This window comes from Actinobacillus succinogenes 130Z, from assembly GCF_000017245.1.
Lineage (GTDB): Bacteria > Pseudomonadota > Gammaproteobacteria > Enterobacterales > Pasteurellaceae > Exercitatus > Exercitatus succinogenes.
This window is the reverse complement of sequence record NC_009655.1, coordinates 1,062,268-1,076,439: the sequence shown is the minus strand read 5'-3', so window position 1 is coordinate 1,076,439 and position 14,172 is coordinate 1,062,268. Positions and strand designations below refer to the sequence as shown.

Sequence of the window (14,172 nt, the reverse complement as noted above, 5' to 3'; positions counted from 1 at the left end):
CAAAAAGTCCGCTTAAGCAAACTAAGCGAACTTTTCAACAAAGTTAATCATTAAAAAATGATTATTTTTTGAGTGATAAAACTTCCGTTTCACCGGCAATCACGGACCCCACGCGTTTTTCGATATGGCTGATTTCATCCATATTGGAAATCACAATCGGCGTTAATACTGATTTCGCTTTTGATTTTAATAAATCCAAATCGAATTTCAATACGACATCACCGCGTTTGACCGTTTGACCTTCTTGAGCTACACGGGTAAAGCCTTCGCCCTTCAGTTCAACAGTATCGATACCGAAGTGTACGAATAATTCTACACCTTCGGTAGATTCCATAGAAAATGCATGATTAGTTTCGAAAATTTTACCGATAACGCCGTCTACCGGTGCGACAATTTCATTACCGGTCGGGTTAATCGCAACACCGTCACCCACAATTTTTTCTGAAAATACAACATCAGGAACATCTTCAATGCTCACGATTTCACCTGATAATGGTGCATATACTTTCACTTCCACTGCCTGACTTTCTTTTGAGCCAAATAATTTAGCAAAAAAACCCATTATAAACTCTCCATAATGATTGAAATCTCCGCAATATTTTAGCGCAAAAATTTCAGTTTGTATCTAGTTTAATGCTTTTTCTTTCAAGAAATCATCGACTAATTTTTCAATTTCAGCCGCAGTCGGAACCTGTAACGCTTTTTCAGCTAAAATTTGCGCATCGGCAAAGTTTACATTACGGATTAATTTTTTAATCCGGGGAACGGAAATCGCACTCATACTGAATTCATCCAAGCCCATACCTAACAACAATAAAGTCGCACGTTCGTCACCGGCTAATTCACCGCACATACCGGTCCATTTACCTTCGGCATGAGAAGCGTCGATTACCTGTTTGATCAGGCTTAATACTGACGGAGACATAGGGTTATATAAATGAGAAATTAATTCATTACCCCGGTCTACCGCTAAGGTATATTGGGTTAAATCGTTTGTACCGATACTGAAGAAATCCACTTCTTTAGCTAAGAATTTAGCATTCACCGCCGCAGATGGCGTTTCAACCATTACACCGATTTGGATACTTTCATCGAATGCTTTACCCTCATTGCGAAGCTCTTGTTTCAGCACTTCGATCACGGCTTTTAACTCACGAATTTCCTCAACAGAAATAATCATCGGGAACATCACCGCGAATTTACCGAATGCTGAAGCACGCAGTACGGCACGTAATTGCGCATGCAAAATCTCACGGCGATCCAAGGCAATACGCACGGCACGCCAACCTAAGAACGGATTCATCTCTTTCGGTAGATTCAAATACGGTAATTCTTTATCGCCGCCGATATCCATCGTGCGTAATACCACCAAACGACCGTTCATGGCTTCCACCACTTCTTTATAAGCGGTAAACTGCTCTTCTTCCGAAGGCAGGCTGTCGCGATCCATAAACAGGAATTCGGTACGGTATAAACCGACACCTTCCGCACCGTTACGATCCGCCCCTTCGCAATCACGAATCGTTCCGATGTTTGCAACCACATCAACCTGATGACCATCCAATGTTAATGCCGGCAAATCTTTTAATTTTGCCAATTCCGCTTTTTCCGCCGCAAGCTGTGCCTGCTGCGCTTTTAAGCTATCGATTTGTTCTTGAGACGGATTCACATAAACCGCATTGTTTACCGCATCCAGAATCAGGAAATCGCCGGTGTTGACTTTTTCCGTTACATTATTGGTACCTACAATCGCCGGTAACTCCAAGGAGCGCGCCATAATCGACGTATGAGAGGTGCGACCGCCGATATCGGTAATAAACCCTAATACTTTATCTAAATTTAATTGTGCCGTTTCGGAGGGGGTTAAATCGTAAGCTACCAAAATAGCTTCTTCATTAATTTCGCCCAAATCCACAATATACATTCCTAAAATATTTTTAAGCAGTCGATTACCGATATCCCGAATATCACCCGCACGCTCTTTTAAATATTCGTCATCAATTTCCGACAACATAGCGACTTGCTGATCGATAATTTTACTCGCCGCCGCCGCCGCATTAACTTTGTGCGAACGAAGGTAATCAATGATTTCTTCTTCCAATTCTTCATCTTCCAAGATCATTAAATGACCTTCAAAAATCGCCGCTTTATCTTCACCGAGCGATTTCAATGCACGATCGCGGATAGAACTTAACTGTTCCACTGCCGCAGCGCGCCCCTCATAGAAACGCGCTACTTCGGCATCCAGTTGATCGTCGCCGATTTTGCTATGATCGATAACAATTTTTTCTTCTTTAAGTACAAGTGCTTTACCGAAAACGATACCTGGAGAAGCTGGAATTCCTGAAATCATAATTTACCCTTCCAATATAATTAAGATACGTGTAAAAATAATAGCCATAACACAAGGTTTTCCATCACAAAGTAACGAAAATCCAATGTTATGGCTATCAAATCATTATTCTAAAGTCGGCATTAAAGCAACTAAATGATCAACGGCAGTTTGTTCGTCTTCACCTTCAGCCGAAATTGTAATGACGGTACCTTGCGTTAGACCTAAAGTTTGTAATTTAAATAAGCTTTTTGCGCTTGCACTTTTACCTGCTGATGTGACAGTAATGTCAGATGCGAATGCTTTTGCTTCCTTTACGAATTGTGCGGCGGGACGGGTGTGTAAACCGGCGGCAGCTGTAATTTCAACGTCTTTTGAATACATGATTTTACCTCGAGATAAAAGTTTAATAGAAAATTTTAACAAGCTGAAACGACTTATTAAATGAATATATCCGCCCGAAGTGCGGTCAAAATTTTAGTGATTTTCAATTACCTAATTTCAACAATAAGTATCAATATTCTGCCTAAATAATCAAGCTTAATCGTGACAATTTTTGAGTTAGCGCATAAAAAAGAGTTAAGTCTGATTATTTTTTAAGCTAAACATAATAAAAATTTTAAATATTATAAGATAATTTTATACCCTTTTCCGGTTACATCGTAAAGTGTCGCTGAGATTTTGCCTCATCTTTACTTGAAATCAATCGGTGATAATTATCAAAGCGTACGGGATGTATTTTCCCTTGTTCTACCGCTTCCCGCAATGCACATTGCGGATCGTTCAAATGCTTGCAATCCCGGAATTTACATGCGCCTAAAAAATGTCGAAATTCACGGTAGCCTTTGGTAATTTGATCCGCGTCCAAATGCCATAAACCGAATTCGCGAATACCCGGACTATCGATTAAATCGCCGCCTTGGGGCAAATGATATAAGCGGGATGAGGTCGTAGTATGTTGTCCCAAGCCTGAATTTTCGCTGATTTCGGCCGTTTGTGCGTTCACTTCCGGCATAATTTGATTTACCAGGCTGGACTTTCCTACCCCGGATTGCCCGACAAAAATAGAAGTGCCTTGCGACAAAAGCGCGGTCAGTTTTTCCATATTTTCGCCGGTTTCCGCTGAGATCATTAAAGTCCGATAACCGATATCCCGATAGATTTTTAACTGCTGCTCCGCTTCTTGACGGGCTTCGGCGGACAGTAAATCAATCTTATTCAATACTATCACCGGCGGAATATTCGCCGTTTCGCAGATAACCAGATAGCGATCGATAATGTTCAAAGACAGCGCCGGCAATACCGCCGAGACGATAATAATGCGATCGATATTGGATGCCATCACTTTCAATCCGTCATAATAGTCCGGACGGGATAATTCGTTTTTACGGGGTTTTACCGCTTCAATTACACCGCTGATACCTTGCAATTTTTCATGCCCTTGGCGCCAAATCACCAGATCGCCCACCACCACACCGGCTAACGTGCGACGTAAATTACAGCGAAAAACCTCACCCTGCGCATTTTCCACATCCGCATGCATGGAATAGCGCGTCACTACTACGCCGTCCTGCGTTTCGCCCAGCATATCTTCCTGCCAGTCAATCTGCTTCTTGGTTTGACGACGGTGACGATCCAACGCTTTGGCATTATTGGAATGGATGCGGCGTTTTTGATTTTGGGTTAATTTTTGTTTTGCCATTTAAAGTGCGGTCGGTTTTCGAGTAGAATTATTAACGTACATGAATTATAGGATACTGAAATTATGGCTCAAGATAAAGAAAATCTGATTTGGATTGATTTGGAGATGACAGGGTTGGATCCCGAACAAGAACGTATTATCGAAATCGCCACCATCGTAACGGATAAAAATCTCAATATTTTGGCGGAAGGTCCGGTTTTAGCCGTTCATCAACCGAACCAACTGCTCGACAAAATGAGCGATTGGTGCATTAAAACCCACACCGCCAACGGGCTGGTCGAACGGGTAAAAGCCAGCAAACTGACCGAACGCGCCGCAGAATTGCAAACCATTGATTTTCTGAAATTATGGGTGCCGAAAGGCGCCTCACCTATTTGCGGCAACAGCGTGGCGCAGGATAAACGGTTTTTATTCAAATACATGCCGGATTTAGCGGATTATTTCCATTACCGCCATCTCGACGTCAGCACGCTGAAAGAACTGGCGCGCCGCTGGAAACCCGAAATTTCAGACGGCTTTCAAAAAGCCAACACCCATCTGGCGTTGGACGATATTCGGGAAAGCATTAAAGAACTGGCATATTATCGCGAGCATTTCATTAAATTAGATTAAAAAATCAGCAAGCGGTTATTTTTATGAATTTTCCGCTTGCACGTCATGGAAACTTCCGTATAATACGCTCTGTTTTCGACGATAAGTCGTCTGCGGGAATAGCTCAGTTGGTAGAGCACAACCTTGCCAAGGTTGGGGTCGCGAGTTCGAGCCTCGTTTCCCGCTCCAAATTTTAAAGGACGTTTACAACGTCCTTTTCTTTTATCTCAAATTTAAAACGTCTCCTTTAAAACGTAAACCTAAGAACAAAAAAATGTGCCGTTTTTCGACCGCACTTTTCCGCAACGTATAGCCGCAACAAAATTATATCTATGGCAAAAATGAAAAATGCGGTACAATTTTGCCTATTTAATCCGTGAGTTACCAGCTTATGTCCACTATGTCTTACAGTCGTTTTTTAGCTGACGAACAAGCAACCCTCGACTTCGGTCGTATGTTGATTCAGGCCGTTTGCCGAATCACTTCTCCGCACGGGATCACCCTTTACCTTAACGGCGGGCTGGGTGCGGGCAAAACTACGCTCAGCCGCGGAATGATTCAGAGTTTAGGGTATCAAGGCAAGGTAAAAAGCCCGACTTATACGTTGGTTGAAGAATACCACCTGCAAGGCAAACATATTTATCATTTCGATTTATACCGTTTGAGCGATCCGGAAGAATTGGAATTTATGGGTATTCGCGACTACTTCAGCGCCGACAGCATTTGCTTGATTGAATGGGCGGAAAAAGGTATCGGTCTGCTTCCCGACGCCGATTTATCGGTCAATATCAATTACGCGGACGACGCGCGCCGAATCGAATTAATCGCACAAAGTTCTCAAGGTGAAAACATTATTCAATTACTAAAATAGCCAATGAAACAGATTTTATCCCTTTTATTCAACACCACCGATACATTCGTCCGATACGGCATTGAGGCCAGTAAAAAATTCGGACAAAAAACACTGTTTATTTTAACCGCACTTTGCTGCCTGACGGTTTATTCCCAACCGGCGCAGGCGGAAAAATGGACTATCGCCATCGATCCCGGTCACGGCGGGAAAGATCCCGGCGCTATCAGCCGAAACTTACGCATTTACGAAAAAAACGTCACGATTTCTATCGCGCGCGAATTAAAGGCATTCTTGGATAAAGATCCGAATTTCCGTGCCGTGTTAACCCGTAAAGGCGACTATTATATTTCCGTACCCGCCCGTTCGGAAATCGCCCGCCGTCAAAAAGCGAACTATTTAATTTCCATTCATGCGGATTCCTCCGAGAATCCGGCTTTACGCGGTGCATCCGTCTGGGTATTGTCAAACCGCCGGGCCAATGATGAAATGGGTCAATGGCTGGAAGATCACGAAAAACAATCGGAATTACTCGGTGGCGCGGGAAACGTACTTTCCAATCACAACAACGAAAAATACCTTAATCAAACCGTGTTGGACTTGCAATTCGGACACAGCCAGCGGGTCGGTTACGAACTGGGAAACGCGATTTTACGCCATTTCTCTAAAATTACGACGCTCAGCCGTAGCCGTCCGCAACATGCCAGTCTCGGCGTATTGCGTTCGCCGGATATTCCGTCGGTCTTGGTGGAAACAGGTTTTTTATCTAATCCCGAGGAAGAAGCGAAACTGAGTTCGCCGTCCTACCGTCGCCGTATTGCCTACATTATTTACCAAGGCATAGTAGACTACCGAAAACGTCACGGCGGTTTAGAAGTCAACACCGTGGTGCGCTCTGCAAGCAATCGGAATAGTGCTCAAACCGATAACGGGAAAGATCAAACCGACGGTAAACGGGAAAAGGATACAATAAAAGACAGCGGTGTGATTTATACCGTTAAATCCGGCGATCGTTTGAATAAAATCGCCAAAAAATACGACGTAAAAGAAAACGACATTGTCGAATTAAACAAACTGAAACGTAAAACCCTGCTTATCGGACAGAAACTCCGTATTCCGGACAACGGGAAAAGTGCGGTCAAAAATAACGCCAAATCCGATACAGCGAGCATAAAAGACAGCGGTGTGGTTTATACCGTTAAATCCGGCGATCGTTTGGATAAAATCGCAAAAAAATACGACGTAAAAGAAAACGACATTGTCGAATTAAACAAACTGAAACGTAAAACCCTGCTTATCGGACAGAAACTCCGTATTCCGGACAACGGGAAAAGTGCGGTCAAAAATAACGCCAAATCCGATACGGCGAGCATAAAAGACAGCGGTGTGATTTATACCGTTAAATCCGGCGATCGTTTGGATAAAATCGCAAAAAAATACGACGTAAAAGAAAACGACATTGTCGAATTAAACAAACTGAAACGTAAAACCCTGCTTATCGGTCAAACGTTGAAAATTCCGGCGAATAACAAACAAACCGCTAAAACTAATACTAAAACCGCAATAAAAGAAACGGCGCAGGATAAACCGAAACAAACGCCGAAATATCACGTTATTGAAAAAGATCAGACAATTTACGCCGTCGGTCGTTTATACGGTATTTCGCCGAATAAAATTTTAAAACTGAATCCAAACTTAAAAGACGGGAAAGTCCGTGTAGGTCAAAAAATTCAAATTAAGGAATAATTATGCCGATTCAAATTTTACCGCCACAACTCGCCAACCAAATCGCCGCAGGTGAAGTAGTTGAACGTCCGGCGTCGGTGGTAAAAGAATTGGTGGAGAACAGTTTGGATGCCGGCGCCACCCGCATTCAAATCGATATTGAAAACGGCGGCGCAACGCTGATCCGCATCCGGGATAACGGTTTCGGGATCCCCAAAGAGGAATTAAGTCTGGCGTTAGCCCGTCATGCTACCAGCAAAATCGCCACTATTGACGATTTGGAAGCGATTCTCAGTTTTGGCTTCCGCGGCGAAGCCTTAGCCAGTATCAGCTCGGTTTCCCGTTTAACTCTGACCTCCCGCACAGCCGACCAACAGGAAGCTTGGCAGGTTTTCGTACAGGGACGCGAGCAGGAAAGTACGGTCAATCCCGCCTCACATCCCGTCGGTACTACGGTAGAAGTGGCGAATCTATTCTTTAATATGCCCGCCCGCCGCAAATTTTTACGTACCGATAAAACGGAATTCGGACATATCGACGAAGTGATTCGACGTATTGCCTTGGCAAAATCCCACATTGCATTTACTTTGACTCACAACGGAAAAATCGTACGTCAATACAAAAGTGCGGTGGAAGACACCCAAAAATTAAAACGTCTCGCGGCAATCTGCGGTAACGATTTTGTACGTCAAGCCCTGTATATCGACTGGAAACACGATAATCTGCATTTATCCGGCTGGGTGACGACCCCGACGTTCGCCCGTCAGCAAAATGATTTGAGTTATTGCTACGTGAACGGTCGTATGGTAAAAGATAAAGTCATTAATCATGCTATCCGGCAGGCTTACGCCGAACACTTGGGAAGTGAGCGGTATCCGGCTTTCGTGCTGTTTTTAGATTTGAATCCGAACGACGTAGACGTGAATGTTCATCCTACTAAACATGAAGTGCGTTTCCAGCAAAGCCGCCTGATTCATGATTTTATCTTTCAGGGCGTCACAAACGCATTACTTTCGGCCGAACAATTCGATTTTTCCGCTTCAACCGAATCAGAAAAAAACAACGAAATCCGCGAACCTCAAGCGGATTATCAAAATGTTACGCCGACTATTCGCCCAAACCGAGCGGCTGCCGGTCAAAATATGTTTGAACTGAATTCACCGACACAAACAAAACAAACGAATGTACCGATTACCACAAAGGCTTATCCGACACCGGCACATTCAGGGCAAGCAGGCTATTCGACAACCCCGTCAAATCCGCCGCCGCACTTTATGCCGCAATCAGCGCGTTCGGTTTCGCCGTTTGAGCGGGAAAAAGTCACTAAAACGGAACAACGCATTTATGCCGAATTGCTCAAAACACCGGAAGTTGAAGCACCGCCGACGTCAATTCAGTCCTCGCTTTTATCATCAAGTTCATTGTTGCACGCTGTTGCTCTAGTGAATAATCAGGCTTTATTGTTGCAGCGGGATACCGCTTTTTATTTACTGCCCCTGAACAAACTGCAAAAAATGCGGTTAGAACTGCTGCTTACATTACCGAATACGCCCCAACAAATGTTGCTGATTCCCGTAGTTTTTCGTTTGTCGGATAAACAACAAGCCCAATGGCGACAACAAAAAATCTGGTTTGAACAAAGCGGATTTGAATTTATCGAAAATCCGGTTCAACACCGCATTACATTAAACGCAGTACCGCAATGCTTACGTCATCAGAATTTACAAAAAATTGTCATCGCGTTACTTAATCGTTCCCTGCAAAAAACGGAGAAATTTTTGACCGCACTTTTGGATCTGGTAGAACTTCCCGATTGTCAGGTATTGGCAAATGCCGTTAATATTTTACAGGAAACCGAACTGTTATTAGATCAGCAAACCACGATGAAACTTGATAATTTGCTGATACCCATTGATTTTTCATCTTATTTATCATAGCTATGCAAAATAATTCGACTTCATTTCCCACTGCGATTTTCCTGATGGGCCCCACCGCTTCGGGAAAAACGGATTTAGCCATTAAACTGCACGAAACCCTGCCGGTAGAAATTATCAGCGTAGACAGCGCATTAATTTATAAAGGTATGGACATCGGCACGGCAAAACCGAGTAAAGAAGAACTGGCATTGGCGCCGCACCGTCTAATCGATATTCTGGATCCTGCCGAAAGTTATTCGGCCATGAATTTTCGCGCCGATGCTCTGCGGGAAATGACCGACATTACCGCGCAAGGAAAAATTCCGTTGTTGGTCGGCGGTACGATGCTGTACTACAAGGCCCTGATAGAAGGTTTGTCGCCGCTGCCTAACGCCGATGAAAAAATACGTTCGGAAATTGAAGCGAGAGCGCAACAAACGGGGTGGGCGGTATTACATCAGGAATTAGCTAAAATTGATCCCGCTTCCGCTGCACGAATTAATCCCAATGACAGCCAACGTATTAACCGTGCACTGGAAGTATTTTATCTCACCGGCAAATCCCTCACCGAACTCACCGCGCAAAAAGGCGACGCCTTGCCTTACAACGTTTTGCAGTTCGCCATCGCGCCGGAAGATCGCAGCATATTACATGAACGTATAGAATTACGATTCAAAAAAATGGTAGAACTCGGCTTTAAAGCGGAAGTGGAAAAACTCTATGCCCGCTCCGACTTAAGTCCGGATTTACCTTCTATCCGCTGTGTAGGTTACCGTCAAATGTGGGAACATTTACGGGGCGATTACGGATTTGATGAAGCCATTTACCGCGGTATCTGCGCCACCCGCCAATTAGCTAAACGGCAAATCACTTGGTTACGCGGCTGGAAAACGCCGATTCGGTGGCTGAACAGCTTACAAAACGAAAAAAATCAAAAAAAGATCCAACAAGTATTTTATTTGTCTATGCAAAACCGTTAAAAATTGATATATTTGTCCCGACTATGAGACATAGTCGTAGACTATTCTAACTACAATAAATAATAAGAAGGAAAACAAGATGGCAAAAGGGCAATCATTACAAGATCCTTATTTAAATGCGCTTCGTCGCGAACGTATTCCCGTTTCTATTTACCTTGTCAACGGCATTAAATTACAAGGACAAATCGAATCTTTCGATCAATTCGTGATTTTATTGAAAAACACCGTTAATCAAATGGTTTATAAACACGCTATTTCTACTGTTGTACCGGCGCGCAGCGTATCACATCATAACAATAATGCGCAGCAGCAATATCAGCAACAGGCCGCTCAAGCCGCATCGGCACAATCAAACGAAACGTCTTCTCAAGCGGAATAATCTTGAATAGCGAAACATCCGTTCCAAGTGCGGTGGAAAATACTTCAACTTCCACCGCACTTTCCTTATCTGAAAACGGGCATGACAAAGCGATCATCGTCCACGTTTTTTTCTCACAGAATAAAAATTCGGAAGATCTTGCGGAATTTCAACTTTTAGCTCAATCCGCCCAAGCGGATATTCTACAAACCGTCACCGCCAATCGTTGTGCGCCGCAAGCCAAATATTTTGTGGGGCAAGGCAAAGCGGAAGAAATCGCCGAACTCGCGAAGCAGTTAAATGCCGATGTCATTTTAGTCAATCATCAGCTTACGCCTGCACAAACCCGTAATCTGGAAAGTTTATGCGGATGCCGCGTGGTTGACCGAACGGGTCTGATCTTAGATATTTTCGCTCAACGGGCGCGCAGCCATGAAGGCAAATTGCAAGTGGAACTGGCTCAGCTTAAACACTTATCCACCCGCCTCGTACGACGCAAAACCGGCCTGGATCAGCAAAAAGGCGCCGTCGGATTACGCGGCCCCGGTGAAACCCAATTAGAAACAGATCGCCGTTTAATCAAAGTCCGTATTGCTCAGCTGCAAAACCGCCTGGAAAAAGTATCCAGGCAACGTAACCAGAATCGTCAAACCCGGCAAAAAGCCGATATTCCCACCGTTTCATTGGTGGGCTACACCAATGCGGGAAAATCCACGTTATTCAATCGTTTGACGCAAGCGGACGTCTATGCCGCCGACCAGCTTTTTGCCACCCTGGATCCCACCTTGCGCCGTTTATCCGTTCAAGATGTGGGCACGGCTATTCTTGCCGACACTGTGGGCTTTATCCGTGACTTACCTCATGATTTGGTCTCCGCTTTTAAATCCACCTTGCAGGAAACCACAGAAGCCAGTCTGCTGCTACACGTGATTGACGCTGCCGATATGCGAAAACAGGAAAACATTGCAGCGGTTAACGCCGTGCTGAACGAAATTCAGGCGGATAATGTACCGACGTTGTTGGTGTACAACAAAATCGATCGCCTCAATGGCGTCCGACCGCATATTGAATTTAATGACGAACAACAACCGATCGCCGTTTACATTTCCGCACAAGCGAACGTGGGAATCGATTTATTATTCGACGCCATACGCCAACGTTTACGCAATGAAATTTTATCCTTAACCGTTTCATTAAAACCCGATCAGGGAAAAATCCGCCACGCATTTTATCAACTCGACTGCATCCGCCGCGAAAATACCGGCGAGCAAGGTGAGTATCTGTTAAAGCTTGAAATCGATAAAATCGAATGGCTGAAACTGCTTAAACGCTTCCCCGAACTGGCCCCCTTCAATCCCATTAAAAATCAGTGATAAAAAAGACCGCACTTTTAATTAATCCTAAAAGTGCGGTCGAAATTTTCATCGTTTTCCGGATTATTTTTTGTCTAATTGCGGTACCACGGCATCTTGACCTGCCGTAAGCAGACCGGCCTTCGAATAAACGCCGAGTTTATTACGCGTATCCGTTACATCTAAGTTGCGCATGGTTAACTGGCCGATACGGTCGATCGGATCAAACGGCGCATCTTCCACTTTTTCCATACTCAAGCGTTCCGCTTCATAAGTTAAATTCGGCGATACGGTATCCAGGATTGAATAATCGTTACCGCGACGTAATTCGAGTTTCACTTCGCCGGTAATTGCTTTAGCGACCCAACGTTGCGAACTTTCGCGCAACATTAATGCTTGCGGATCAAACCAACGACCTTGATACAATAAACGACCTAAACGCAATCCGTTGATACGGTACTGTTCGATAGTATCTTCGTTGTGAATACCGGTCAGTAAACGTTCGTAAGCGATATGGAACAACGCCATTCCCGGCGCTTCATAGATACCGCGGGATTTCGCTTCAATAATTCGGTTTTCGATTTGATCCGACATACCCAAACCGTGGCGACCGCCGATACGATTGGCTTCCATAAACAATTCCACCACATCGTCAAAACGTTTGCCGTTTAATTCCACCGGCACCCCTTCTTCGAAACGAACGGTAACCACTTCAGGTTTGATTTCAACGCTTTCGTCCCAGAAAGCCACACCCATAATCGGTTTAACGATGTTGATACCGGTGCTTAAATCTTCCAAATCTTTCGCTTCGTGGGTTGCGCCCAACATGTTGGAATCGGTGGAATACGCTTTTTCCACCGACATTTTGTAGTCGAAACCGTTGGCGATTAAGAATTGAGACATTTCGAAACGACCGCCCAATTCGTCGATGAATTGATCGTCCAGCCAAGGTTTGTAAATTTTCAAATTCGGGTTGGTTAGCAAACCGTAACGATAGAAACGTTCGATATCGTTACCTTTAAAAGTCGAACCGTCGCCCCAGATATTCACATCGTCTTCTTTCATGGCGGCGACCAACATCGTACCGGTTACGGCACGACCTAAAGGCGTAGTGTTAAAATAGGTGACACCGCCGGTTGAAATATGGAACGCTCCGCATTGAATGGCGGCGATACCTTCCTGCGCCAGTTGTGTGCGACAGTCGATTAAACGGGCGTTTTCCGCACCGTAAGCCATAGCTTTTTTCGGAATGGCGTTATAATCGTCTTCGTCAGGCTGACCTAAATTCGCCGTATAAGCATAAGGCACGGCACCTTTTTGACGCATCCATAATAATGCGGCGCTGGTATCTAAACCGCCTGAAAATGCGATACCGACTTTTTGACCTTCAGGAAGGTTTTGTAAGATTGTGTTTGACATTTTGGATCCTGCTTTTGTTGAAGTAAACGTTTGCTAAAAATCGGCTTATTATGCGTGAAAACCGCAAAATTTTCAACCGCACTTTATAAATTCGGATACTGATAAACGAAATCCAAATCCGCACAAATTTTATCCCCGCAAATCACGCGATTAGGGTCATCTTCCGAACAGATAAAATGAGGCGGTTTCACGTGAAATTGTTCCGCTGCCGCGGCATAATACTGCGCCCGCGCCGGATGATACGGCGCCACCAGATGATACAAACGGCACCCGCCCGACGTTTCCAGCAATAATTGCACGGCACGCGAACAGTCTTCCGCATGCACCAGGTTCACCGGCGTATTACCCTGTTTAAGACGTAACCCGCTCATGGAACGAACCGGATGACGGTCCGCACCGATCAAACCGCCGAAACGCAAAATATCCACATCAATTTGCTGTAAATGTTGTAACATTTGTTCCACCTTAAATAAGGCTTTTGCCGCCGGGGTTTTCGGCTGCGGCGTGCAACTTTCATCAAACTTACCGGTTTCATCACCGAATACCGAGGTGGAACTGATGAAAATAAAATGATTCACCCCGCACAATAACGCTTCCTGCACCAGATTCTCGATGCTTTTCTCGTAACTTTCCGGTTCGAAAAAATAATCGCTGGGCGGAATATTAATTACCAAGCTGTCCACGGAAAGCAGCACTGTTAAATCATCGGGATCCGCATTAATTTCCGGTGTCAGTTCAAGCTGATAAGTTTCCAGTCGCCGCAAACGCATTTCATCCACGCCTTCGTGAGTACGTTTACTGCCCTTCACCTCCCAGCCGAGATTGCGTAAATCCCGCGCTAACGGTACCCCGAACCAACCTAATCCGACAATCGCCACCGATCGCATATGTGCCTCTCAACTAAAAAAGTGCAGTCAAAATCATCACGAATTTCGACCGCACTTTAC

13 protein-coding genes and 1 tRNA gene are annotated in these 14,172 nt (G+C 44.6%); 8 read left to right on the top strand and 6 right to left on the bottom strand.

The features are described 5' to 3' along the window. Positions 1-61 precede the first annotated feature (61 nt). The 4 genes from crr to rsgA all read right to left on the bottom strand — a co-directional run bounded on the left by crr (position 62) and on the right by rsgA (position 4,034). Positions 62-562, bottom strand: coding sequence for a PTS glucose transporter subunit IIA (gene crr / locus ASUC_RS05165; protein ID WP_012072741.1), 501 nt, complete (start codon positions 560-562; stop codon positions 62-64). A gap of 63 nt (positions 563-625) precedes the next feature. Continuing rightward, entirely contained in the window at positions 626-2,353 is a 1,728-nt protein-coding gene (ptsI, locus tag ASUC_RS05160) for a phosphoenolpyruvate-protein phosphotransferase PtsI (protein WP_012072740.1), read from the bottom strand. Positions 2,354-2,458: 105 nt separating this feature from the next. Continuing rightward, positions 2,459-2,716, bottom strand: coding sequence for a phosphocarrier protein Hpr (ptsH, locus tag ASUC_RS05155; RefSeq protein WP_012072739.1), 258 nt, complete (start codon positions 2,714-2,716; stop codon positions 2,459-2,461). A 271-nt stretch (positions 2,717-2,987) separates the two neighbouring features. After that, on the bottom strand, positions 2,988-4,034 hold the full coding sequence (gene rsgA / locus ASUC_RS05150; RefSeq protein ID WP_012072738.1) for a small ribosomal subunit biogenesis GTPase RsgA: 1,047 nt from the start codon (positions 4,032-4,034) through the stop codon (positions 2,988-2,990). Between the two features lie 63 nt (positions 4,035-4,097). On the opposite strand from rsgA, the gene orn reads away from it, so the two are divergent. The 8 genes from orn (at position 4,098) to hflX (ending at position 11,827) form a co-directional block, all read left to right on the top strand. Next, positions 4,098-4,646, top strand: a complete 549-nt coding sequence (gene orn / locus ASUC_RS05145) for an oligoribonuclease (RefSeq protein ID WP_012072737.1) — start codon at positions 4,098-4,100, stop codon at positions 4,644-4,646. 92 nt (positions 4,647-4,738) lie between these two features. Further along, positions 4,739-4,814, top strand: a tRNA-Gly gene (locus ASUC_RS05140). Positions 4,815-5,016: 202 nt separating this feature from the next. Next, positions 5,017-5,496, top strand: a complete 480-nt coding sequence (gene tsaE / locus ASUC_RS05135) for a tRNA (adenosine(37)-N6)-threonylcarbamoyltransferase complex ATPase subunit type 1 TsaE (protein ID WP_012072736.1) — start codon at positions 5,017-5,019, stop codon at positions 5,494-5,496. 3 nt (positions 5,497-5,499) lie between these two features. Continuing rightward, positions 5,500-7,221: a LysM peptidoglycan-binding domain-containing protein gene (locus ASUC_RS05130; protein WP_012072735.1), complete on the top strand. Its 1,722-nt coding sequence runs from the start codon at positions 5,500-5,502 to the stop codon at positions 7,219-7,221. A gap of 2 nt (positions 7,222-7,223) precedes the next feature. Beyond that, positions 7,224-9,137 (top strand): DNA mismatch repair endonuclease MutL, encoded by a 1,914-nt coding sequence (mutL, locus tag ASUC_RS05125; RefSeq protein ID WP_012072734.1) that lies wholly within the window; start codon positions 7,224-7,226, stop codon positions 9,135-9,137. Between the two features lie 2 nt (positions 9,138-9,139). Then, complete coding sequence (miaA, locus tag ASUC_RS05120) at positions 9,140-10,096, top strand: tRNA (adenosine(37)-N6)-dimethylallyltransferase MiaA (protein ID WP_012072733.1); 957 nt, start codon at positions 9,140-9,142, stop codon at positions 10,094-10,096. A 79-nt stretch (positions 10,097-10,175) separates the two neighbouring features. Continuing rightward, the gene (gene hfq / locus ASUC_RS05115) at positions 10,176-10,475 is read left to right on the top strand and encodes an RNA chaperone Hfq (protein ID WP_012072732.1); all 300 of its coding nucleotides are present in this window, start codon (positions 10,176-10,178) and stop codon (positions 10,473-10,475) included. After that, positions 10,475-11,827 (top strand): ribosome rescue GTPase HflX, encoded by a 1,353-nt coding sequence (gene hflX / locus ASUC_RS05110; protein ID WP_404799673.1) that lies wholly within the window; start codon positions 10,475-10,477, stop codon positions 11,825-11,827. Before hfq ends, hflX begins: the two co-directional genes overlap by 1 nt. A gap of 63 nt (positions 11,828-11,890) precedes the next feature. Here the strand turns inward: hflX and argG are convergent, their stop codons facing one another. Together argG and ASUC_RS05100 are read right to left on the bottom strand one after the other, a co-directional pair. Beyond that, a complete protein-coding gene (gene argG / locus ASUC_RS05105; RefSeq protein ID WP_012072730.1) occupies positions 11,891-13,225 on the bottom strand; it encodes an argininosuccinate synthase in 1,335 nt (444 codons plus the stop codon). Positions 13,226-13,308: 83 nt separating this feature from the next. Beyond that, positions 13,309-14,112: an NAD-dependent epimerase/dehydratase family protein gene (locus tag ASUC_RS05100; RefSeq protein WP_012072729.1), complete on the bottom strand. Its 804-nt coding sequence runs from the start codon at positions 14,110-14,112 to the stop codon at positions 13,309-13,311. Positions 14,113-14,172 lie beyond the last annotated feature (60 nt).

Excerpts from the sequence above, each read along its gene's own strand:
- miaA (WP_012072733.1), top strand. The coding sequence starts at position 9,140 with ATGCAAAATAATTCGACTTCATTTCCCACTGCGATTTTCCTGATGGGC.
- hfq (WP_012072732.1), top strand. The coding sequence starts at position 10,176 with ATGGCAAAAGGGCAATCATTACAAGATCCTTATTTAAATGCGCTTCGT.
- crr (WP_012072741.1), bottom strand. The coding sequence starts at position 562 with ATGGGTTTTTTTGCTAAATTATTTGGCTCAAAAGAAAGTCAGGCAGTG.
- argG (WP_012072730.1), bottom strand. The coding sequence starts at position 13,225 with ATGTCAAACACAATCTTACAAAACCTTCCTGAAGGTCAAAAAGTCGGT.
- ptsH (WP_012072739.1), bottom strand. The coding sequence starts at position 2,716 with ATGTATTCAAAAGACGTTGAAATTACAGCTGCCGCCGGTTTACACACC.
- ptsI (WP_012072740.1), bottom strand. The coding sequence starts at position 2,353 with ATGATTTCAGGAATTCCAGCTTCTCCAGGTATCGTTTTCGGTAAAGCA.
- rsgA (WP_012072738.1), bottom strand. The coding sequence starts at position 4,034 with ATGGCAAAACAAAAATTAACCCAAAATCAAAAACGCCGCATCCATTCC.
- tsaE (WP_012072736.1), top strand. The coding sequence starts at position 5,017 with ATGTCCACTATGTCTTACAGTCGTTTTTTAGCTGACGAACAAGCAACC.
- ASUC_RS05130 (WP_012072735.1), top strand. The coding sequence starts at position 5,500 with ATGAAACAGATTTTATCCCTTTTATTCAACACCACCGATACATTCGTC.
- orn (WP_012072737.1), top strand. The coding sequence starts at position 4,098 with ATGGCTCAAGATAAAGAAAATCTGATTTGGATTGATTTGGAGATGACA.
- mutL (WP_012072734.1), top strand. The coding sequence starts at position 7,224 with ATGCCGATTCAAATTTTACCGCCACAACTCGCCAACCAAATCGCCGCA.
- ASUC_RS05100 (WP_012072729.1), bottom strand. The coding sequence starts at position 14,112 with ATGCGATCGGTGGCGATTGTCGGATTAGGTTGGTTCGGGGTACCGTTA.